The organism is Methylobacterium fujisawaense (assembly GCF_014138435.1).
Lineage (GTDB): Bacteria > Pseudomonadota > Alphaproteobacteria > Rhizobiales > Beijerinckiaceae > Methylobacterium > Methylobacterium fujisawaense.
This window is the reverse complement of record NZ_JACJIM010000001.1, coordinates 650,290-670,317: the sequence shown is the minus strand read 5'-3', so window position 1 is coordinate 670,317 and position 20,028 is coordinate 650,290. Positions and strand designations below refer to the sequence as shown.

Annotated in this window: 21 protein-coding genes; 6 read left to right on the top strand and 15 right to left on the bottom strand. The window is 71.2% G+C overall.

The annotated features are described in order from the left end of the window. The first annotated feature begins 24 nt into the window (after positions 1-24). The gene (locus GGQ91_RS03280; RefSeq protein WP_083683655.1) at positions 25-1,383 is read left to right on the top strand and encodes an MFS transporter; all 1,359 of its coding nucleotides are present in this window, start codon (positions 25-27) and stop codon (positions 1,381-1,383) included. 95 nt (positions 1,384-1,478) lie between these two features. Further along, complete coding sequence (locus tag GGQ91_RS03275; protein WP_182591318.1) at positions 1,479-2,003, top strand: cupin domain-containing protein; 525 nt, start codon at positions 1,479-1,481, stop codon at positions 2,001-2,003. 115 nt (positions 2,004-2,118) lie between these two features. Here the strand turns inward: GGQ91_RS03275 and GGQ91_RS03270 are convergent, their stop codons facing one another. Together GGQ91_RS03270 and GGQ91_RS03265 are read right to left on the bottom strand one after the other, a co-directional pair. Beyond that, the gene (locus tag GGQ91_RS03270; RefSeq protein WP_043357896.1) at positions 2,119-2,979 is read right to left on the bottom strand and encodes a hypothetical protein; all 861 of its coding nucleotides are present in this window, start codon (positions 2,977-2,979) and stop codon (positions 2,119-2,121) included. Positions 2,980-3,038: 59 nt separating this feature from the next. Beyond that, positions 3,039-3,314: a hypothetical protein gene (locus GGQ91_RS03265; protein ID WP_182591317.1), complete on the bottom strand. Its 276-nt coding sequence runs from the start codon at positions 3,312-3,314 to the stop codon at positions 3,039-3,041. A gap of 154 nt (positions 3,315-3,468) precedes the next feature. Here GGQ91_RS03265 and ppk2 point away from each other — a divergent pair, with 154 nt between their 5' ends. From ppk2 to GGQ91_RS03250, 3 genes are all read left to right on the top strand, one after another. After that, complete coding sequence (ppk2, locus tag GGQ91_RS03260; RefSeq protein ID WP_043357892.1) at positions 3,469-4,386, top strand: polyphosphate kinase 2; 918 nt, start codon at positions 3,469-3,471, stop codon at positions 4,384-4,386. An 80-nt stretch (positions 4,387-4,466) separates the two neighbouring features. Continuing rightward, entirely contained in the window at positions 4,467-4,715 is a 249-nt protein-coding gene (locus tag GGQ91_RS03255; protein WP_124262955.1) for a hypothetical protein, read from the top strand. Between the two features lie 522 nt (positions 4,716-5,237). Continuing rightward, a complete protein-coding gene (locus GGQ91_RS03250; protein ID WP_043357889.1) occupies positions 5,238-5,465 on the top strand; it encodes a hypothetical protein in 228 nt (75 codons plus the stop codon). Positions 5,466-5,472: 7 nt separating this feature from the next. Here the strand turns inward: GGQ91_RS03250 and GGQ91_RS03245 are convergent, their stop codons facing one another. Next, positions 5,473-6,429 carry a helix-turn-helix domain-containing protein gene (locus GGQ91_RS03245; RefSeq protein WP_043357887.1) on the bottom strand — a complete coding sequence of 319 codons (957 nt, stop codon included), beginning with the start codon at positions 6,427-6,429 and terminating at the stop codon, positions 5,473-5,475. 121 nt (positions 6,430-6,550) lie between these two features. Between GGQ91_RS03245 and GGQ91_RS03240 the strand changes: the two genes are divergently transcribed. Next, positions 6,551-6,994, top strand: coding sequence for a Ros/MucR family transcriptional regulator (locus GGQ91_RS03240; RefSeq protein ID WP_343066748.1), 444 nt, complete (start codon positions 6,551-6,553; stop codon positions 6,992-6,994). A 141-nt stretch (positions 6,995-7,135) separates the two neighbouring features. On the opposite strand, the gene GGQ91_RS03235 is transcribed toward GGQ91_RS03240, so the two are convergent. The 12 genes from GGQ91_RS03235 to poxB form a co-directional block, all read right to left on the bottom strand. Further along, positions 7,136-7,651, bottom strand: coding sequence for a hypothetical protein (locus GGQ91_RS03235; protein WP_043389071.1), 516 nt, complete (start codon positions 7,649-7,651; stop codon positions 7,136-7,138). Positions 7,652-7,682: 31 nt separating this feature from the next. Beyond that, positions 7,683-8,207, bottom strand: a complete 525-nt coding sequence (locus GGQ91_RS03230) for a hypothetical protein (RefSeq protein WP_043389068.1) — start codon at positions 8,205-8,207, stop codon at positions 7,683-7,685. A 168-nt stretch (positions 8,208-8,375) separates the two neighbouring features. Next, complete coding sequence (locus GGQ91_RS03225; protein ID WP_043389064.1) at positions 8,376-9,314, bottom strand: pirin family protein; 939 nt, start codon at positions 9,312-9,314, stop codon at positions 8,376-8,378. A gap of 197 nt (positions 9,315-9,511) precedes the next feature. Next, positions 9,512-10,543: an aldo/keto reductase gene (locus tag GGQ91_RS03220; RefSeq protein WP_043357881.1), complete on the bottom strand. Its 1,032-nt coding sequence runs from the start codon at positions 10,541-10,543 to the stop codon at positions 9,512-9,514. 111 nt (positions 10,544-10,654) lie between these two features. Then, on the bottom strand, positions 10,655-11,650 hold the full coding sequence (locus GGQ91_RS03215; RefSeq protein WP_052083752.1) for an HlyD family secretion protein: 996 nt from the start codon (positions 11,648-11,650) through the stop codon (positions 10,655-10,657). A gap of 1 nt (position 11,651) precedes the next feature. Next, positions 11,652-11,867 carry a DUF1656 domain-containing protein gene (locus GGQ91_RS03210; RefSeq protein WP_236952766.1) on the bottom strand — a complete coding sequence of 72 codons (216 nt, stop codon included), beginning with the start codon at positions 11,865-11,867 and terminating at the stop codon, positions 11,652-11,654. Further along, entirely contained in the window at positions 11,864-13,720 is a 1,857-nt protein-coding gene (locus GGQ91_RS03205) for an FUSC family protein (RefSeq protein ID WP_043760025.1), read from the bottom strand. The genes GGQ91_RS03210 and GGQ91_RS03205 overlap by 4 nt, the downstream gene beginning before the upstream one ends. Positions 13,721-13,767: 47 nt before the next feature. After that, positions 13,768-14,754, bottom strand: a complete 987-nt coding sequence (gene cydB, locus GGQ91_RS03200) for a cytochrome d ubiquinol oxidase subunit II (protein ID WP_043389059.1) — start codon at positions 14,752-14,754, stop codon at positions 13,768-13,770. Positions 14,755-14,760: 6 nt separating this feature from the next. Beyond that, positions 14,761-16,185, bottom strand: coding sequence for a cytochrome ubiquinol oxidase subunit I (locus GGQ91_RS03195; protein ID WP_182591316.1), 1,425 nt, complete (start codon positions 16,183-16,185; stop codon positions 14,761-14,763). A gap of 107 nt (positions 16,186-16,292) precedes the next feature. Next, on the bottom strand, positions 16,293-17,804 hold the full coding sequence (mqo, locus tag GGQ91_RS03190; protein WP_043389053.1) for a malate dehydrogenase (quinone): 1,512 nt from the start codon (positions 17,802-17,804) through the stop codon (positions 16,293-16,295). 31 nt (positions 17,805-17,835) lie between these two features. Continuing rightward, on the bottom strand, positions 17,836-18,231 hold the full coding sequence (locus GGQ91_RS03185) for a cupin domain-containing protein (RefSeq protein WP_182591315.1): 396 nt from the start codon (positions 18,229-18,231) through the stop codon (positions 17,836-17,838). Positions 18,232-18,261: 30 nt separating this feature from the next. After that, positions 18,262-19,989, bottom strand: coding sequence for a ubiquinone-dependent pyruvate dehydrogenase (gene poxB, locus GGQ91_RS03180; protein ID WP_182591314.1), 1,728 nt, complete (start codon positions 19,987-19,989; stop codon positions 18,262-18,264). Between the last annotated feature and the right edge of the window lie 39 nt (positions 19,990-20,028).

The window sequence follows — 20,028 nt, the reverse complement described above, 5'->3', positions numbered from 1 at the left end:
CCGGATTTCAACGAGGACAGGACCATGGCAACACCGACCATGCCTCACGGGGCGGACGCGGCCGCCTTCGAGAGCCGAACGATGCGGAAGGTCGGCCTGCGCCTGATCCCCTTCCTCGTGCTCTGCTACTTCATCGCCTACGTCGACCGGGTGAATGTCGGATTCGCGGCGCTGACCATGAACCGCGACCTCGGCCTTTCCGCCGCGGCCTTCGGCCTGGGCGGCGGCCTGTTCTTCGTGGCCTACGTGCTGTTCGAGGTGCCGAGCAACCTCGCCATGGAGCGGGTCGGCGCCCGGATCTGGATCGCGCGGATCATGATCACCTGGGGGCTCGTCGGCATCGGTTCGGCCTTCGTCACCGGTCCGGCGAGCTTCGCCACCGCCCGCTTCCTGCTCGGCGCGGCCGAGGCCGGCTTCTTCCCCGGCGTGATCCTGTACCTGACCTACTGGTTCCCCAAGGCCTACCGGGCGCGGATCGTGGCGATGTTCATGGTCGCGATCCCGCTCTCCAGCTTCTTCGGCTCGCCGCTCTCGGCGGCGCTGCTCACCCTCGACGGGGCCGCGTCCCTGCGCGGCTGGCAGTGGCTGCTGATCATGGAGGCGATCCCGGCCGTTCTCCTCGGCATCGCCGCCCTGGCGCTGCTGCCGAGCCGGCCGGCCGAGGCGGCCTTCCTGAGCCCGGCGGAGCGCCGATGGCTGGCGGACCGGCTGGAGACCGAGCGCCGCGCCGCGGAGGCGGGTTCATCCCACCACGCCCACGGCCTCGCGGCGGTGTGGGCGGTGCTCGCCAGCCGTCAGGTCTGGCTCCTCGCCGTTATCTACGCGGGCAGCTCGGCCACCAGCAACACGCTGTCGCTGTGGATGCCGCAGATCCTCAAGGGGTTCGGCCTCAGCAACCTGGAGACCGGCCTGCTGAACATGATCCCCTTCGGCATCGCCTCGGTGTTCATGATCGTCTGGGGCCTGCGGGCGGACCGCAGCGGCGAGCGCATCTGGAGCACGGCCCTGCCGCTGGCACTGACCTCGCTGAGCTTCGCCCTGACCCTGCTGACGGGCTCCCTCTGGATCACCCTGGTCCTGCTCTCGCTGGTCCTGCTCGGCAATTACGCGATCAAGGGCCCGTTCTTCGCCCTGGCGACCGAGACGCTGCCGCCAGCCCAGACGGCGGCCGGCATCGCGGCGATCAACACGCTGGCGCATCTGGGGACCGGAGCGATCACCTCGCTGATCGGGGTGCTGCGCGAGCAGACCGGCAGCTTCCCCGTCGCCCTGCTGCCGCTCTGCGCCCTCACGGGCATCGGCTGTGCCCTGGTCTTCTGGATCGGCCGGCACCCGTCGCGGCCGCCGGCCGTCGGCCCGGCCCCGTCGGTGGCGGGGGGCTGAGGCGGCGGGGAACCGTCCGGCCGCCCGTCGATCCCGCGACCGGCCTCCTCGGCGATCCCGCGCCGCCATGCCATGATGGCGCGGGAGGATTCGACATGCACGACAGCGGCGACGATCACACGCACCCGCATGCGCACGACGAGGCCCACGAGCCGGGCGCCCCGGAGCGGTGGAAGCACGACGGCGTGCGGGTCATCCCGGGCGACCGGCTCGATGCCAACACCGCGCAGACGCCCGGCATGTTCCGGCAGGCGGCCGTCAACGCCGCCCGGGTCGGCGCCCAGAAGATCTGGGCCGGCACGGTGGCGATCCAGCCCGACGCCAAGACCGGCGTGCACCATCACGGCGAGCTGGAGAGCGTGATCTACGTGGTCTCCGGCCGGGCCCGGATGCGCTGGGGCGACAAGCTCGAATACGTGGCCGAGGCCGGCCCCGGCGAATTCATCTTCGTGCCGCCCTTCGTGCCGCACCAGGAGATCAACGCCTCGACCGACGAGCCCCTGCATTGCGTGCTGGTGCGCTCCGACAACGAGGCGGTGGTGGTCAACCTGCCCGATGTCGAGGCCGCCGAGACGCCCGAGACCGTCTACTGGGTCGATCCGATCCACAGGCATCCGTGAGCGACCGGCGCCCGCGGCGATAGGCCGGACGCCGCGCCCCGGCGGCCGCGTCGAGTGCGACAGCGGCCTCGCCCGGCCGGCCCACCGCGTCTTCCCGCCGGACGCCCCGCCGGCCTCAGACGGGCCCCGATCCGGGATGCGGGCCCATGCGGCGGCGGTCGTGTTCGATGGCGAAGACATGGGCGTAGAGGTTGGCGACCCAGCCCCGGCCCTCGACCGTGAGGTCGAGGAAGCGGATCGCATCCCCGATCACGGGCTCGATCTTGCCCCAGAAGAAGGACGGATAGCGCTCGGCAAGGTCGGCCGGGCTGTCGTAGCCGAGTTCCGCGTTGACGCCGATCTCGGCGAATTCGTGAAACAGCGCATTCAACTTGCGCGGATAAAGCGGGTCGCCGAGCTGCCCGATCAGGTCGGCCGCCCGCAACAGGCCCGCCTCGGTCCCGGTCTCGCGATGCGCGTCGTCTTCCGGCACCGGGAAGCGGGTCAGCTCGATCGCCCGGATGACCCGGCCCGCATCGACGAGATCGTGCGTGCCGAAGCGCTCCTGGACAGCGAGTTTCGAGCGCTCGACGTGATACGGCGCCAGCGCCGCATCGGAGGCCCCGCGGGGCAGGCACACGGTCCCGCCCCGCGCGTCGATGACGAAGGCCTGGGCCCGGTCGCCCGCGCAGACGCCGCGCACGTAACCGATGTCGTGGTAGAGGGCGGCCAGGATCATGTGCAGCCAGTCCTCCGGCGTGACACCCTCGTGCAGGAAGCGGCCGCGCAGGATGTCCTGGGCGACCAGGGTGACGAGGGCCGTATGATCGCCGTCATGGTAGAGGGCATCGCTCCCGACGATCCGCTCGATCGTCAGGCGCGCCGAGGCCTCGATGATCTCGGCATAGCGCGGCTCCCGACTGCCGAAGGTCCGCTGGTAGGTGACGGCGAGGTGCTCGCCGAGGGCATCGGCGAGCATCTTGGTCGCGTCGAACATGGTCGGGCCTCGCCGTCAGCTGCGGCCGGCGGCGACGCGCCCGGCCGGGTCGGTGCAGATCACGTGGACCGCTCCCCGCGTTGCACCAGCCGTTCTTCGAGATAGGCCGCCGCATCCGCGTAGAGTTCGTAGCGGCGGAGCAGGACCGCGCGCTTCTCGGCCGGCGTCGCCGCATCGAGCTTGCCATGGGCCTTGTCGGCGCGGGCGCGCAGCTTCCTGGCGAGCTTCTCGAACGCCGCGTCGATCCGGGCGCCGACCTTCTCGCCTTCGGCCCGGGCCGGATCCCGATCGTCCGGCGCCCGCCCCGGCGGGGGCTTCGTCGCTTCTCCAGCCATGACGCGTCTCCGGTCGCGGTGCTCCGTGGCCGAAGCGTATGACGGAACGATCACGGGTGCGATACCGGATCGTCCGCCCGCGGACCGATCGCTTCTCAGGCCTGTCACGGAAGGCTGCTCTAGCTCGGCCGTCCGACACGCAGGGGGACCCGCGATGAGGCTCGACGACAGTGCTGCCCTGGATGCCGCCCTGGAGGCGATCCGGCGCGACCTTGCCGACAGCTACGATGAGGAGGTGGAACTCGGGCTCGAGGAGGAGCGCCTCGATCGGCTCGCCGCCGACGGCGCACAGCCCGAGCGCCTGGACCGCAAGGTCTATTTCCGCGAACTGCTGCGCCTGCAGCACGAACTGGTCCGCCTCCAGGACTGGGTGCAGGATCGGAAGCTGCGTGTCGTCGTCCTCTTCGAGGGCCGCGATTCGGCCGGCAAGGGCGGCGTGATCAAGCGGATCACCCAGCGCCTCAACCCCCGCGTCTGCCGCGTGGCCGCCCTGCCGGCCCCGAGCGAGCGCGAGCGGACGCAATGGTACTTCCAGCGCTACGTCTCTCACCTGCCGGCCGGCGGGGAGATCGTGCTGTTCGACCGGTCCTGGTACAACCGCGCCGGGGTCGAGCGGGTGATGGGCTTCTGCACCGAGGCGGAGGTCGAGGAGTTCTTCCGCTCGGTGCCCGAGTTCGAGCGGATGCTGGTGCGCTCCGGCATCGTCCTCCTCAAATACTGGTTCTCGATCACCGACGCGGAACAGGAATTCCGCTTCCAGATGCGGATCCGCGATCCGCTCAAGCAGTGGAAGCTGTCGCCGATGGACGTCGAGTCGCGTCGGCGCTGGGAGGATTACACGCGGGCGAAGGAGGATATGCTGGCGCGCACCCACATCCCCGAGGCGCCCTGGCGGGTGGTCGAGGCGGTGGACAAGCGCCGGGCCCGCCTGAACTGCATCAGCCATCTGCTCGGCCAGATCCCGTACGGCAGCGTGGAGCACCCGCCGGTCCACCTGCCGGCCCGCCTGCGGCATGCGGATTACGTGCGCGGTCCGGTCCCCGCCGAGATGTACGTGCCGGACGCGTACTGAACGGGGCGCCGCGGCCCGGGGCGAGAGTCGTGATCCTGTCGTGCAGACGCCGCTATAGCGCCGCCATGGCGAAGCGCCCGATGACCCTCGACCTGTTCACGACCCTCGACATCGTCGATGACGACGTCTCGGCCGTCGTGGACGCGTATCTGGCCGATCCCACGCCCGGCTCTGTGGCGTTCGGGGACGGCTTCCGCATCGACCCTGCGGTGGCGGTGGCCTCGCATCCCTTCGCCCGGACGCTGATCGATCAGCCCTGGGCCGATACCGGACTGCGCCGGGCGGCGATCCGCGCCGCCATCCTGCTGGCGGAGCCCGAACGGGTCTGATCGAACCGGGCCGTTCGGCCCGTGACTGCCGCGCTCGGGATGGCGGGGCCCGTCGCACCGCCGGCGCGGTCGCGTCCGGCGGCGCCCGGTCGGCCCGCTTGCGCGCGATCTGCGCCCGATCTGCGCCCGTGCCGGACCTCCTCCTAAAGCGGTATGCGCGCGGCCTTCCATCGGCGCGGCGACCCGGATCTATCCTGGGGCGATCACGGGGCGGATGGACGGCCCGCCGCCACGGTGAACGATTGGTTTACCCAATCGGCAAACTTGCACCGACCGCCCCGATCCGGATGCGATCGGCCGGCGTTCTACGGGCAGTTCCACCGGAGACGTGCTGCCATGCTGATCTTGAATCCGCTGACCGGACAAACCGTCGAGGTGCGTGTTCCCCGGCCGAAGCCGAAAGCCGCCTGAACGCGCGTCGCGTTCCGCTCGGCGGGCGGCCCGGGAGGCCTCCCGCGCTCCGCTCGCTTCCCCTGCACGTCCGCGGCATCGGCGGCGTGCCCCTCCAGACCCGCCTACGCCATGATGCCGACCGACCTCGACAGACCCGCCGAACTGACTCTCTGGCCGGGCTACGCGCCCGCCCGGGTCGCCGACTCGCGCAGCTTCCCGACGCTGCGGGCCGCCCTGGCCGCCGCGGTCGCGGCGATCGACGCCGAGGATGCCAGCCCGTGGATCATCACGGAGGACGGCGACATCCTCGCGCCGGGATGGATCCGGGCGAACTCCGCGGGGGCCCGTCCCCAATAGCCGGCCGTCAGCCCGCGATCCCGGGCGCCCTCCGGTAATCGCTCGGTGAGAGTCCGTAGCTCTCCTTGAAGCGTCGGCTGAAGTGGCTCTGGGTACTGAAGCCGCAGCTATAGGCCAGCTCGCCCACGGACAGGTGGCTGAAGCCGGGATCCGTGAGCCGCTGTGCGGCGCTCTCCAGACGCCGCCGCCAGATCCAGTCTGCGATGTTGCGGTCCTGCTCGCGGAACAGCGTCTGCAGGTGGCGCAGCGACACGCCGACCGCCGCCGCGAGCTGGGCGGGGTCGAGATTCACGTCGCCCAGATTGGCCTCGATGTGGGCCAAGGCGCGCTGAAAGATGAGGATCCCCTGGATGTTCCTCGGGGGCTCGTGGGCGAGGCGCTCCGCGATGCTGGCGACCACCAAGTCGACGCCGATCGAGGCCATGCGGTTCGCCATGTCCGGGGTCATCTGACCGGCGGTGCGGGCGAGCTCCTGGAAGAAGGTCGTGACCATCGACGTGCCGACTTGGTCGGCCCCGATCGTCAGGGCCGTGAAGCGGCGCGTCGAGCCGAGCGCCCGTTCCAGGCACGCGCGCGGCATCTCGATGAACAGCGTCTGCGTGTCGCCATCCGAACCCATGACGGCCGGTCGCCGATCCATCACGACGATGTCGCCGGGATTTTGGATCGCGGTGCGATCGTCCTGCGCGCTGAACACGCGGCCCTTCAGGGTGATCGCGACGTTCAGCGTCTCGTATTTGCCGTGCCGCCGGATCGTGTCCGGGGTCGCGACGGTCGTGACGGCACTCTGCGTCACCCGCGTGATGAGCAGAGGTCCGACCTCGGCGGCCTCCAGGGAGCCGGCGAATCCGTGAGCGGCGGTGGGCGTAAGTTCGACAGGCACAATGCGATCGAAGATCGTCTCACGCCAGAAGCGGAAACTGTCTTCTGGCGCGTAATCCGCCGTCGAGAACAAAGTCCTCATTGCAACTTCTTGTATTCGGGCGCCCGCGTGCGCGCTCAGGAAAACGGTAGCACGCTTCCAGGCAAGCGCAATGGGACGGACCAACCTATGAAGGTTTTCATCCCATTCAGGAGGCCGCCCCGTGTCCCCATCGACTCCGATGAGCCCCCAATCCAATATCGAGCTGGTTGCTGGGCTCGTCGTTGCCTACGTGTCGAATAACCGGGTCCCCGTCACCGAATTGCCGGCCCTGATCGCGCAGTGCCACAGCGCGATCAGCGCGCTGGCGTATCCCGGGAGCGGGCCGGTGGCGGCGGCCCCGGATCTGCAGGTGCGGCTCGACAAGCCGAGCGCGGCGCAGGTCCGCGGCTCGGTCCGGCCCGATGGCATCATGAGCTTCATCGACGGGCGCGTCTACAAGACCCTCAAGCGCCATCTGACGGCGCATGGGCTGGACCCGCAGAGCTATCGCGCCCGCTTCGGCCTGCCGGGCGACTATCCGATGGTCGCGCGGGAATATGCCGAACGCCGGGCCGCGCTGGCGCGTGCGATCGCCCAGGGCGTGCCCCGCGACCGGGCCGCCTGAGCCGGCGGATCCCGACGGGCTGAGGCCGACCCACCTCGGATTCCGACGAGGAGGTTCTCCTGACCGGGCAACGGGCCGTCTTCCCGGGGCCGATGACCCACCGGGAGACCGGCGTTTCCGAAAGGCCCGGCGTCCCGCGCTTCAGGCGGCCGCATGCCGGCCGTCCGGCAGCAGATCCCGGCTGGCCTGTTCGATACGCTTGAGCCAGTCCTCGGCCGACTCCGCCCGCACGATCGCGGCCTCGGCGCGCTCGTCGGCGTCCCGGACCCGCCCGTCGGCCAGCGCCTCGACCTCGCGGACGCGCAGTGCCGCCTGGGTCTGCACCTCCTGCAGATGCGCCCGCAGCGCCTCGATTTCCTGCCGGGCCGCCTGCAGCTCCGCAGACAGGGTCTCGCAGGTGGCGGATCGCTGGCGCAGGCGCTGATCCTGCTCCTGGGCCGCGATGCTCGCGGCCGACAGCGTGTCCAGAACCTGGCTCCAGTCCGCATCCGGCCGCGACGGTGGCTCGGACGGTGGCTCGGACGGCGTCTCGGGACCCGCTCCGGAGGCCGCCACCGGGAGCGGCCCGGCGACCGCCGGATTGCCGTCGGCGGTCGCCGGGGCCGGCTCCGCGCGCGCGATGCGTGCGTCGAGCTCTGCCCAGAAGGCCGCGTTCATCGCCGCCGCGATCCGGCCGGGCCCGCGCGGGTCACGAGGCCGCCCGGGTGGCGGAGGCCCGGGTCCGGGCGTCCTGTGGGCCCGCCTGCGTCACGAACTCCGCGTCGATCGTCTCGGCGATGCGTTGGAGCATGAGTTCCGCCGCTGCAGCCCGCTCTTCGGCGGCCGCGGCCCGGTCCTCGGCGGCCTGGATCAGTTTGATCGCCTGCGCATGGACCTCGTGGGTCTCCCGCTCGGCCGCCTGCACCTGGGCGCGGGCCGCATCCATGTCGGCCCGCACCTGCCGCAGGAGATCCTGGACGTGCGTCTCCTGCTCCTGCGCCCGGTCTTCGACGTCCCGGATGTACCGGGCCGCGCCCTGCACCCGCTCCAGCAGGTCCGGCCACCGCTCCACCGGCGACGGGTTCGGATTCCGGCCCTGCGCGGTGGCGCGCTCGTCCGCGGCGAGAAGGACCAGGTTGCCGGTCCGAATCCGGGTCGTCGGCTCGCGGACGTCGCGCGCGGCGGCTTCGATCGGTGTCAGCGTCTCGGCCTTAGGGTGCTTCGTCTGTTCCATCACGCGTCCTGCCGGCAGGGTGCAGCGCAAGCCTCCGATGAGGCATCGGTGTCCGTCCCACACCGATGGAAAATGGTTAACAACTCCTTAACACTCGCGCTAGGGTTGCGTTCGAGCGGCCATGATCGCCTGTCGCTGCACGCCGGACCGCCGGATCGGGCTGTCGGCTCAGGGGTAGCGGACGGGCTGCGGATCCTCCGGCAGGGGGATGAATTCGGCGTCGTTCGGCACCGTGTCGAACCGGCCCTGGCGCCAATCCTCCTTGGCCTGCGCGATCCGCTCGGGGCGGGAGGAGACGAAGTTCCACCACAAGTGGCGTGGACCATCCATCGGCTCGCCGCCCAGCACCATGAACCGGGCCCCCTCCAGGGCGCGCACGCTGATGCGGTCGCCGGGCCGGAACACCAGCAGCTGGCCGGGCCCGAAGCCGTCGCCGGCGATCTCGATGGCGCCCGCCACCGTGTAGATCGCCCGCTCGTCGTAGGTCGGATCGAGGGGCAGGACGGCCCCGGCCTCGAGCGCCACGTCGGCGTAGACCATCGGGCTCGAGGTGCGCACCGGCGAGCGTGCGCCGAAGGCCTCGCCCGCGATCAGCCGGACGGTCTTGCCTTCGCCGGTGAGGACCGGCAGCGCGGCGGCGTCGTAATGCTCGAAGGCGGGGGCGTTCTCCTCGTCCCGGTCGGTGAGGGCGACCCAGCTCTGGATGCCGAACAGCCGGGAGCCGGTCTGCCGCAGCGTCGGGGCCGTGCGCTCCGAATGGGTGATGCCGCGGCCCGCGGTCATCCAGTTCAGCTCGCCCGGCCGGATCGGCAACTCCGTGCCGAGGCTGTCGCGGTGCATGATCTCGCCGTCGAACAGGTAGGTGACGGTGGAGAGGCCGATATGCGGATGCGGCCGCACGTCCATGCCCTGCCCGAGCAGGAACTCGGAGGGGCCCATCTGATCGAAGAAGATGAAGGGGCCGACCATCCGGCACTCGGTGGAGGGCAGCGCCCGCCGCACCGCGAAGGAGCCGAGATCGCGCGAGCGGGGCACGATCAGGGTCCGGATCGCGTCGCAGCTGAAATGGTCGCCCGGGATCGGATCCTCGGCACTGTGCCAGCTCATCGCCTTGCTCCTTCGCGCGGGGAGGGAGGAGCGCCATCGGCTGCTGCGCGGCGCCCCGGATGGCGGAGCCGACATCGTTCGGGATCGGCCGGCCATCCGCAGGCATCCTGGACCGGGACCGCACGAGTTGAAACAGAAACGATCGAAACGCATCGTTTCCGATTTCCGCCCTCAGGGTCCCGGCCGCGCGCCGCTGGCTACCAGACCGTCGGCTTCGGGTTGCGCTCGTCAAAGCCCTTCTGGTGCCAGTACGGATAGATCGGCGTCTCGTGGCTCGCCGCGTCGAGGCGGGCGACCTGCTCGGCGGTCAGGGTCCAGCCGAGGGCGCCGAGATTCTGCTTCAGCTGTTCCTCGGTGCGGGCGCCGACCACGATGTTGCACACGGTCGGCCGGGTCAGCAGCCAGTTGAGCGCCACCTGCGCCACCGTCTTGCCGGTCTCGGCCGCCACGGCGTCGAGGGCGTCGACCACGCCGAACAGGTATTCGTCGGAGACAGGCGGCCCACCCTCGGCGCCACCGGCGGCGATGCGGCCGCTCTGGTTGGCCTGTCCGCGGCGAATCTTGCCGGTGAGGCGGCCCCAGCCCAGCGGGCTCCAGACCATCAAGCCGACACCCTGGTCGATCCCGAGGGGCATCAACTCCCACTCGTAGTGCCGGCCGATCAGCGAATAGTAGCCCTGGTAGGCGACGTAGCGGGCGAGGCCGTGGCGCTCCGAGGTCGCGAGCGCCTTCATGAGCTGCCAGCCGGAAAAATTCGAGGCGCCGATGTAGCCGATCTTGCCCGCGCGGGTGAGGTCGTCCAGCGCCCGCAGGGTCTCGTCCACGGGGGTGAGCGCATCGAACCCGTGCATGAAGTAGACGTCGATATGGTCGGTGCCGAGCCGCTTCAGGCTGGCCTCGCAGGCGCGGACCAGGTGGTAGCGCGAGGAGCCCACCTGGTTCAGGTCGTCGTTAAACCGGAAGGTCGCCTTGGTGGAGATCAGCGCCCGGTCGCGCTTGCCCTTGAGGGCCTGACCCAGGATCTCCTCGGAGGCGCCGCCCGAGTAGATGTCGGCCGTGTCGAAGAAGTTGACCCCGGAATCGAGGCAGAGATCGACCATGCGGGTCGCCTCCGCGACGTCCGTCTGGCCCCAGCGCTGGAAGAATTCGTTCGTGCCGCCGAAGGTGCCGGTGCCGAAGCTGAGCACCGGCACGGTAAGGCCGGAGCGTCCGAACTGCCTGTAGTCCATCGGATCCTCATCGCGATCGCGGGCGCCGCATGTCGGCGCGCCTGCCGGTCTAACGCGGCCGCCGCCCCGGTTTTCCCGGCGGCGGGCATGCCACGACGAGGGCCGTGCGCGTCAGCGCCGCGACTCGACGACCGGCGCCCCCTCGCAGCGCTGGCCGGCGGCCGCGCCGGTGCGCCGGTCGGGCGGCAGGGCGTCCGGGGATCCGGCCTTCTCGGGCAGGATCGCGACATTCGCCGTCATCCCCGCCGCCAGCACGATCGGGCACGGCACGTCGTCGAGGTCGATCCGGATCGGCACCCTTTGCGCCAGCCGGACCCAGGTGAAGATCGGATTGACCGTCGGCAGCCCCTGAACGCCCGGGGCGGCGTCGGCGACGCTGATGCCGCGGCCGAGGCCGGTCACCCGGCCCCGGATCGGACGGTCCGGCCACGCCATCAGCGACACCCGCGCGGCGTCACCCTCGCCGATGCGCGGCAGCTGGGTCTCCTCGAAGTAGCCTTCGATCCAGAAGCTGTCGCCGTTGACCAGCGTCAGCGCCGGCTGCCCCGTGGCGGCGAACCCGCCCTCCTGCAGCAGCAGGTTGGTGACCCAGCCGTTCACGGTGGCCCGCAGGGTCGTGCGCTCCAGGTTGAGCCGCGCCTGCGCCAGCGCGCCCTCCGCCTGGACCACGTTGGCCTGGGCGGCCTGCGCCTGGCCGCTGGTCGTCTGCTTCTGCTGCGGGGTGGTGGCGAGATCGTCGAGTTCGGCGGTGCGCTGCGCGATACCCGCGAGGTAGCCGGCCTGTGCCCGGGCACTGGCGAGGGCGCCCTCCGCCTGGGTCACGGCGTTCCTGAACGTGCCGGGATCGATCGTGAACAGCACGTCGCCCTTGCGGACGAACTGGTTGTCCCGGACGCGGACCGCCACCACCGTCCCGGAGACCTCGGGAGCCACCTGCACGGTGTAGACGCGCACGCGCCCGTCCCGGGTCCAGGGCGTGTAGGCGTAGTAGAGGAAGGCGAGGTAGGCGAGGCCCATTGCCGCCGCCAGCGCCAGCAGGGTGGCGGCGACGTTGTAGGCGGGCGGCGGCTGCCAGTCGCGCAGGGACGGTCGCGGGGTCGTGGCCATGTCACGGACCCTGGACGCGCAGGGACAGGATCAGCAGAGCCGTCACGGCGGTCAGGAGGCTGAAGTCGAACAGGGCGCGGTTCCAGACAAGGTGGTTGATGCCGATCCAGTCCAGGATCCAGCGCAGGCCCCAGGTGATCACCAGGGCGGCGAGCAGGCAGATCACCGCGGGCTCGACGTAGAGCCCCAGCACGTCGACCGCCCGCAATCCGATCACGCCCGCACCCCCGGATCGAGGTTCGGCCAGCCCGCGCGGTCGAGATCCGACACGAGGGCGGCCAGCGCCCCGATGCGCTCCGCCTGGAGCGGCAGGGTCGCCCGGTCGGCGAGCTCGCGCAAGGGATCCGGCACCGCATCCGCCTCTGCCGGACGGGACGCGGCGAGCCGGGCCCAGACCGCCCGGCCGACGCGGCGGCCTTCCCGGTCGTCCGTCTCCCGCAGGGCGAGCAGCAGGAGCCCGATGACGAGCAGGCGCTCGCCGCCCCGGGCCATCGCCTCATCCGCGCCGATGAGGGCGAGCCGGCCGAAACCCCGGGCGAGATAGCGGTCGCGGGGCGGCAGCAGGAGCGCCGGGTCGAGGGCCGCGCCGCGCACCGACCGGACCAGCCGGCGGCGGGCCCGCAGCCGCAGCGTCGCGGGGCTCACCGGCGGCGGCAGGGCGGCGAACGCGACCGCCGCCACCGCCATCCCGAGCAGCTCGGCCAGCACGGTGTTGAGCGAGTCGGCGAGGTCGTAGGTCATCGGGTTCTTGGGATCGAGGACGCCGAAGACGAAGAAGCCGAAGCCGATGCCGTAGATCGCACGCTTGTCGGCCCGGCCGACCACCGCCAGCATCGCCACCGGCAGGAGCACGGCGGCCAGGAGCGCGAAGCTCCCGGTGGTGGTCAGCAGGGTGTAGCGCAGGGTCAGCCCGACCACGGCGGCGAGCAGCGCGCCGATCAGGAAGGCGCGGGATTCCGCCCGCGGGTCGGCATGGGCGGCGAGCAGGACGCAGACGAGGCTCGCCCAGGTCGCGGCGCCGGCCCCGTGCGACCAGCCGGTGACGTACCAGAAGCCGTTGACGAGCAGGACGGCGGCGGCGGTGCGCAGGCCGTTGTCGAAGGCGTGCCAGCCGTCCCAGTCCAGGTCGTTCCACAAGAGCAGGTGCGGGCGGAACGGCACGCGCCGCCGCCCCACCCGGCCCCCGGCCCGCAGGAGCCGCGCCGAGACCCGGACGCGCCCGATCTGCCGGACGGCGATCGCCCCGCCGGCCCCGATCAGGTCGGTCGAGCGCGATCCCGGCCGGTCCGGCAGCAGGGCCCGCAGCAGGCCCGCGGCGAGCACGCGCCGCAGCCGGGGGGCGGCGTTGCGGATCCCCCGGCCGCCGGAACGGAGGGAGGGCTGCTCGGTGAACGTGTCGGTGACCTCCTCGCCGAGCGTCATCACGGCGGCGATGGGCATCGGGCCCGGCCGCTCGCCCCGCCGCAGGGCGGCCATCCAGGCGTCGCAGGCCTGCGCGGCCGCCTCGAGCCGCCCCGCCAGGGCGCGGCTGACGGCGGGGACGCCCGGCGCCACGAACACGTTCGACGCGTAGGCGCAGCCGATCCCGAGCAGGATCGTCGAGCAGCGGTCGACGCCGATCTGGAACACCGTCTCGGGGCTCTGCACGTCGGCCAGGGCGATGATCGGCACCGTGAAGCCCATGGATGCGAAGCCGTAGGCGCGCTGGCCGCTCTCGACGCTGGAGGCCGCGGTGAGCAGGCCCATCCACAGGGCCAGGGCGAGGTCGAAGGCCAGGGTCGCCTGGGCGAAATTGGCCACCAGCACCATCGCGACGGTGACGCCGACAAGCGTGCTGCCGGCCCGCCACAGGCTCTTGCGCAGGGAGGCCGCGCGGGTGGCGAGCGTCACCGAGATGACCGTCCAGCCGGCCCAGTGCGGCAGCGCCAGTTCGAGCCACATGGCGAGCCAGATCGCCGCGATGGCGGTGAGCGCGATGCGCACGGCCTCGGCCGCCTCCCGCGGCCACCACGCGGCGAGGCGCTGCAGGAGGCCCGGCGCGTCCTCGGAGAGCGCGACCTCACCGGCCACGGCGCGGCCTCAGCGGCCGGGTCGGGTCGGGGAGCCCGGTCGCGGGCTCACTCATAATGCTCGGCGACGTCGACCTTCCCCTTGAACACCCGGTAGACGACCAGGGTGTAGATCAGGGTGATCGGCAGGACCACGATCCCCGCGCCCCAGAACATGAAGGACAGGCTCGCCTCCGGCGCCGCCGCCTCGGTCACCGTCACGCTGAACGGCACCATGTAGGGCAGGAACGAGGCGGCGAGCGTCGCGAAGGCGGCGGCGAAGATCAGCGCCACCAGCGGGAACGGCAGGGCGTCGTTCCGGCGCCGCGCCGCGTAGAGGAGCCCCGCGCAGGCCGCGGCCCCCACGAGGGGCAGGACCAGCATCTCGGGCCGCTCGATCCAGCGGTGCAGCACCCGCAGGTTGATCGCCAGTGCGTACACGAAGGCCGCGCCCAGGAAGGCCAGCACCCCGAGCAGGAGCCGCGGCAGCAGCCGGAAGCCGAGGTCGCGCACGTCGGACTCGGTCTTGCCGCACAGCCACGCGGCGCCGAGCAGCGCGTAGCCGAGGCACAGGCCGAGCCCGCAGAGCAGCGAGAAGGGCGTGAGCCACCCGAACGCCCCGCCGACATAGAGCCCGTCCCGGACCGGCAGTTCCTGCACCAGCGCCCCGACCGTCACGCCCTGCACGAAGGCCGCGCAAAAGGAGCCGCCGACGAAGCCCGCGTCCCAGACCCGCCGCAGCCGCCGGGACTTGTAGCGGAACTCGAAGGCGACGCCGCGCAGGATCAGGGCCGCGAGCATCAGGAGGAGCGGCAGGTAGAAGGCCGAGAGCAGCAGCGCGTAGACCGCGGGGAAGGCCCCGAACAGGATCGTCGCGGCCAGAACCAGCCAGGTCTCGTTGCCGTCCCAGACCGGGGCGATCGCCTGCATCATGTGGCGGCGCGCCGCCTCGTCCGGGGCGATCCCGAACAGCATGCCGACGCCGAGGTCGAATCCGTCGAGCAGCACGTAGAGCATCAGGGTGAGGGCGAGGGCGGCGGCCCAGAATTCGATCATGGCTGCTCACTCCGCCGGTGTGCCGGTCGGCGTGGCGCCGGGCGTGCCGGGACTGTCGCCCGGTACGGCGAGCGGCCGCTTGGGGTTGGCGGCGCTCCCCGCATGCGCGGGCGTCGGCAGGATGCCGGCCCTGAGCATGCGGTAGATGTAGACGGTGCCGGCCGCGAAGATCAGCGCGTAGACCGCGCCGAACACGGCGAGGGAGGTCGCCACCTGCGGGGATGTCAGGAACGGCGTCGCCGCATCGGCAGTGCGGAGCTGGCCGTAGACCGTCCAGGGCTGGCGCCCGACCTCGGCGGTGAACCATCCGGTCAGCGTCGCGACGAAGCCCAGGGGGAACGACAGGAAGATCGCCCATTGCAGCCAGCGCGCCCGCTCCAGCCGCCCGCTGGCGTAGAAGGCCATCCCGCCCCAGGCGAGCGCCAGCATCAGCAGCCCGCAGCCGACCATGATGCGGAAGGCGAAGAACGGGATCAGCACCGGCGGCCGGTCGGCCTTGGGGATGTCCTTGATGCCGATCACCTTGCCGGTGAGGGTGCCGTCGTCGATCAGGCTGCCGGCGGGGGCGGGCAGGGCGATGACGAAGTGGTTTGTCTCCTGCGCCTCGTCGGGCCACGCGAACAGGATCTCGCCGGCCGGCGCCCGGCTCTCCCAGTGGCCCTCGATGGCGGCGATCTTCGAGGGCTGGTGCCGGACGACGTAGTCGCCGGTGAGGTGGCCGAAGAACAGCTGCAGCGGCACGAGGACCGCGGCGAGGCCGAGCCCCATCCGGACCATGGCGCGGGCCTCGACGCGGTCCCGGCCCCGCAGCATGGACCACGCGCCCGTCGCCGCCACGCAGAAGCTGGTGGTGACGTAGGCGGCCAGGACCATGTGGGGGAAGCGGACCCAGACGACCCCGTTGAAGAGGATCGCCCACCAGTCGGTCGGCACGAACACGCCGTCCGGCCGCAGGGCGAAGCCGGTCGGATACTGCATCCACGAGTTGTTCACGAGGATCCAGAACGACGACAGGCTGGTGCCGAGGCAGACCATCAGGCAGGCGAACAGGTAGAACCAGCGCGGCACCCGCCGCCGGCCGAACATCAGCACGCCGAAGAACGAGGCCTCCAGCGCGAAGGCCGTGAAGCTCTCGTAGCCGAGAAGCGGCCCCTGGATCGGCCCGGTGCGGCGGGCGAGTTCGCTCCAGTTGGTGCCGAACTGGAACGCCATGACGATGCCGGAGACGACCCCGAGCCCGAAGGCGACCGCGAAGATCTTGAGCCAGAAGTCGAACAGGCGGTCGTAGACCGGCTCGCCCGAGATCATCGCCCGCGCCTGGAGGAAGGCGAGCCAGGCCGCCAGCCCGACCGTGAAGGCCGGGAAGATGATGTGGAACGAGACCGTGAAGGCGAACTGGATGCGCGACAGCATCAGGGCGGAGATGTCCATCGTTCCTCTCTCCAGCCGAAGCTCGCCGGTCCGCCGCCCCCGCTCGGGCGCGTCGCACCCTCAGATGTCCGCCGGCGGGGCGCGGGGAACCGCGCCTCGCGGAAGTGTCAGACGGTGTCGATCCTCAGGATCGGTGCCGTCTCGGCCCGGCTGCGCCGGCAGGCCTCGGCATCCTGCTTGAGGTCGATGCCGTAGGTCGGGATCACGGCCTTGAGGCGGGGCAGCCAGCCCTCCGGCGTCAGCCGGTCGGCGAAGCACTTCTCCAGCACCTCGACCGCGATGAAGGCCGCCGTCGAGGCGCCCGGCGAGGCGCCGAGCAGCGCGCAGATCGAGTGGTCGGCGGCGGCCACGAGCTCGGTGCCGAACTCGAGGTAGCCCTCCTCCAGCGGGTTCGACTGGCCGGTCGGCTTGATCGTCTGCACCCGCTGGCCGGCGACCGCCGACGTCCAGTCCTGCTTCAGCGCCTTGGGGAAGAACTGCTTCAGGGTCGCGAACTGGTGGTCGGAACTCTGGAGCACTTGGCCCACGAGGTACTCGGTCAGCGCGACGTTGTCCTTGGCGACGTCGAGCAGCGGCACGATGTTGTGCGGGGTCAGCGCGGTGAACAGGTCCGTGAGCGCGCCGTGCTTGAGGAAGCGCGACGAGAAGCCCGCATAGGGTCCGAACAGCAGCGAGCGCTTGCCGCCGATGATGCGGGTGTCGAGGTGGGGCACCGACATCGGCGGCGAGCCGGAGGCCGCCTTGCCGTAGACCTTGGCGTGGTGGCGCGCGCTGACCGCGTCAACGTCGCAGCGCAGCCAGATGCCGGAGACCGGGAAGCCGCCGTAGCCGCGCCCCTCCGGGATCTTCGAGGCCTGCAGCAGCGGCAGCGAGCCGCCGCCCGCGCCGATGAACACGAACTTCGCCGTCACGGTCTGGCGCGTGCCGTCGTAGGTGTCCTCGACGGTGACGGCCCAGCGGCCGTCGTCGACCCGGTCGAGGGCGACGACCTTCCGGTTGTAGTGCACGGAAAAGCCGGGCTGCGCCGCGAGCTGCTTGACCAGCAGGTGCGTGAGGGCGCCGTAATCGACATCCGTCCCTGTGACGATCCGGGTGGCGGCGATGGGCTCGCCGGGGGCGCGGCCCTCGATGATCAGCGGCGCCCAGCCGGCGATGACCTGCGGATCCTCGCTGTATTCCATGCCGTGATAGCAATGGTGCGCCGACATCGCGGCGTAGCGCGCCTTGAGGAACGCGACGTTCTCGGCCCCCCAGACGAAGCTCATGTGCGGGCAGGGATGGATGAAGGCGCGGGGATCGGGGATCGCGCCCTTCCGCACGAGATGCGCCCAGAGCTGGCGCGAGATGTCGAACTCGGTGTTGACCTCCAGGGCCTTGGCGATGTCGACGCTGCCGTCGGGGCGCTGGGGCGTGTAGTTCAACTCGCAATTGGCCGCGTGGCCGGTGCCGGCGTTGTTCCAGCCCTCCGAGCTCTCCTGCGCGCAGTCGTGGAGCGTCTCGAACATCGCGATCCGCAGCGACGGCTCCAGCTCCTTCAGGACCGTGCCGAAGGTCGCGCTCATGATCCCGGCGCCGATGAGCACCACGTCGGGAGTGTCGTCGTCGCTTAGGCCGGCCATCGCGGAACTCCTGGCACCGGTTCGGGGGAACTCACTGGGCGTTCGGGACGAAGGGCAGCCGGGCCTCGGCGCCGGGGGCGAGGATCACGTAGGCCCGGCACCAGGGCTCGTCGTCGACGAGGCGCCAGGAATGGCCGGAGCCGGCCGTGTCCTCGGCGATGAGGATGTCGCCGGGCCGGATCGTGAAATGCGCCCCGGCCTTCGTCTGGAAGTCGAGGGTGCCGCGCAGGGTAATGACGAACTGGCGGGTCGGGGCCGCATGCCACGCGTAGGTGCCGCCGGCCTGCGTCTCCCGGAAGGAGATCGAGACCACGTCGGTCGTGCCGCTGAGGATGTCGCCGCGCTCGCCGTGGGGCAGGGCGATGACGCCCTCCGCGAAGTGGGAATTGCCGTCGTCACCGGTCCAGATGCGAACGCAGCGGATCATCGGGCTGACCTCCAGCTTGGGATCGGCGCGTCAGCGCCAGAGGTTGGTCTTGGCGAGGTCGACGATCTCGGTCCCGCGCCCGTCGATCACCGCCTTGGCGAGCCACATCCCGAAGCCCGTCACCTGCTCGAGGCCGACCTTCGGCGGCATCGACAGTTCCTGGCGGGCCGAGACGACGTCGAGGAGGGCCGGACCGTCGTGGTCGAGCAGCGCGCGCATCGCGTCCGGCAGTTCGGCCGGATCCTCGACGCGCCGGGCGAAGATGCCGGCCCCGCGCGCCATGGCGGCGAAGTCCGGGTTCACCAGTTCGACGCCGGTCTCGAGGAAGCCCGCGGCCTTCATCTCCATCTCGACGAAGCCCAGGGTGCCGTTGTTCAGCACCACGATCTTCACCGGCAGCTTGTGCTGGTTGAGGGTCAGCAGGTCGCCCATCAGCATGGCGAAGCCGCCGTCGCCGGAGAACGAGATGATCTGCCGCCCGGGATAGGCCGCCTGCGCGCCGATCGCCTGCGGCAGGGCGTTGGCCATGGAGCCGTGGTTGAGCGAGCCGATCAGCCGGCGCTTGCCGTTCATGGCGAGGTAGCGGGCCGCCCAGATCGTCGGCGTGCCGACGTCGAACGTGAACACCGCGTCCTCGGAGGCCGCCTCGCTGAGCGTCCGGGCGACGTATTGCGGGTGGATCTTGCCGCCGGGCTTGCCCGCCGCCAGGGCGTCGAGCCCGGCGCGGGCTTTGCGGTAATGGGCGAGGCTGTCGTCGAGATGCGCCCGGTCGGTCTTCGCCTGCAGCTTCGGCAGCAGCGCCGTGATCGTCGCGCCGACGTCGCCGATCAGGCCGAGATCGATCCGGCAGTGGCGCCCCAGGCTTTCGGCCCGCAGGTCGACCTGCGCGATCTTGGCGTCCTCCGGGTAGAACTGGCGGTAGGGGAAGCTGGTGCCGAGCAGAAGCAGGGTGTCGCAGTCGAGCATCGCCCGGTAGCCCGACGAGAAGCCGATCAGCCCGGTCATGCCGACGTCGTAGGGATTGTCCCACTCGACGTATTCCTTGCCGCCCAGCGCGTGGACCACCGGCGCCTTCAGCGCCTCGGCGAGCTGCAGCAGCTCCGCGTGGGCGCCGGCGCAGCCGCGGCCGCAGAACAGGGTCACGCGGCCGGCATCGTTGAGCATCCCGGCCAGCGCATCGAGGTCGGCGTCGCGCGGGCGCACCACGGGCGGGGGCGGCACCAGGGCGGCGGAGAGTTCGGGCGCGTTCCCCGGCATGGCCATGAGGCCGACATCGCCGGGGATCACCACCACGGCGACCCCGCGCTCGGCGACGGCGACGCGGATCGCGGTCTCGATCACGCCGGGCAGCTGGGCCGGCGAGGAGACCAGTTCGCAATAGTGGCTGCATTCCTGGAACAGGTTCTGCGGGTGGGTCTCTTGGAAGTAGCCCCGGCCGATCTCCGCCGAGGGGATCTGGGCCGCGATGGCCAGCACCGGCACGCGGGAGCGGTGCGCGTCGAACAGGCCGTTGATCAGGTGGAGGTTGCCCGGCCCGCAGGAGCCGGCGCAGACCGCGAGGTCGCCGGTCAGGTGCGCCTCGGCGCCGGCCGCGAAGGCGGCGCTCTCCTCGTGGCGCGTGTGGATCCAGGCAATCGAGCCGTCCTGGCGCAGGGCCTCGGTCAGCCCGTTGAGGCTGTCGCCGACGACGCCGTAGATGCGCTTCACGCCGGCCTGCGCCAGCGCCCGGACGAACAGATCGGCGACCTTCGTGCTCATGGTGTCTCGCTCAGCTGAGGGGCCCCGACGGATGGTCCC

Excerpts from the sequence above, each read along its gene's own strand:
- GGQ91_RS03250 (WP_043357889.1), top strand. The coding sequence starts at position 5,238 with ATGATGCCGACCGACCTCGACAGACCCGCCGAACTGACTCTCTGGCCG.
- GGQ91_RS03255 (WP_124262955.1), top strand. The coding sequence starts at position 4,467 with ATGACCCTCGACCTGTTCACGACCCTCGACATCGTCGATGACGACGTC.
- poxB (WP_182591314.1), bottom strand. The coding sequence starts at position 19,989 with ATGAGCACGAAGGTCGCCGATCTGTTCGTCCGGGCGCTGGCGCAGGCC.
- GGQ91_RS03195 (WP_182591316.1), bottom strand. The coding sequence starts at position 16,185 with ATGGACATCTCCGCCCTGATGCTGTCGCGCATCCAGTTCGCCTTCACG.
- mqo (WP_043389053.1), bottom strand. The coding sequence starts at position 17,804 with ATGGCCGGCCTAAGCGACGACGACACTCCCGACGTGGTGCTCATCGGC.
- ppk2 (WP_043357892.1), top strand. The coding sequence starts at position 3,469 with ATGAGGCTCGACGACAGTGCTGCCCTGGATGCCGCCCTGGAGGCGATC.
- GGQ91_RS03245 (WP_043357887.1), bottom strand. The coding sequence starts at position 6,429 with ATGAGGACTTTGTTCTCGACGGCGGATTACGCGCCAGAAGACAGTTTC.
- GGQ91_RS03220 (WP_043357881.1), bottom strand. The coding sequence starts at position 10,543 with ATGGACTACAGGCAGTTCGGACGCTCCGGCCTTACCGTGCCGGTGCTC.
- GGQ91_RS03235 (WP_043389071.1), bottom strand. The coding sequence starts at position 7,651 with ATGAACGCGGCCTTCTGGGCAGAGCTCGACGCACGCATCGCGCGCGCG.
- GGQ91_RS03265 (WP_182591317.1), bottom strand. The coding sequence starts at position 3,314 with ATGGCTGGAGAAGCGACGAAGCCCCCGCCGGGGCGGGCGCCGGACGAT.
- GGQ91_RS03215 (WP_052083752.1), bottom strand. The coding sequence starts at position 11,650 with ATGGCCACGACCCCGCGACCGTCCCTGCGCGACTGGCAGCCGCCGCCC.
- GGQ91_RS03275 (WP_182591318.1), top strand. The coding sequence starts at position 1,479 with ATGCACGACAGCGGCGACGATCACACGCACCCGCATGCGCACGACGAG.
- GGQ91_RS03230 (WP_043389068.1), bottom strand. The coding sequence starts at position 8,207 with ATGGAACAGACGAAGCACCCTAAGGCCGAGACGCTGACACCGATCGAA.
- GGQ91_RS03270 (WP_043357896.1), bottom strand. The coding sequence starts at position 2,979 with ATGTTCGACGCGACCAAGATGCTCGCCGATGCCCTCGGCGAGCACCTC.
- cydB (WP_043389059.1), bottom strand. The coding sequence starts at position 14,754 with ATGATCGAATTCTGGGCCGCCGCCCTCGCCCTCACCCTGATGCTCTAC.
- GGQ91_RS03225 (WP_043389064.1), bottom strand. The coding sequence starts at position 9,314 with ATGAGCTGGCACAGTGCCGAGGATCCGATCCCGGGCGACCATTTCAGC.
- GGQ91_RS03185 (WP_182591315.1), bottom strand. The coding sequence starts at position 18,231 with ATGATCCGCTGCGTTCGCATCTGGACCGGTGACGACGGCAATTCCCAC.
- GGQ91_RS03280 (WP_083683655.1), top strand. The coding sequence starts at position 25 with ATGGCAACACCGACCATGCCTCACGGGGCGGACGCGGCCGCCTTCGAG.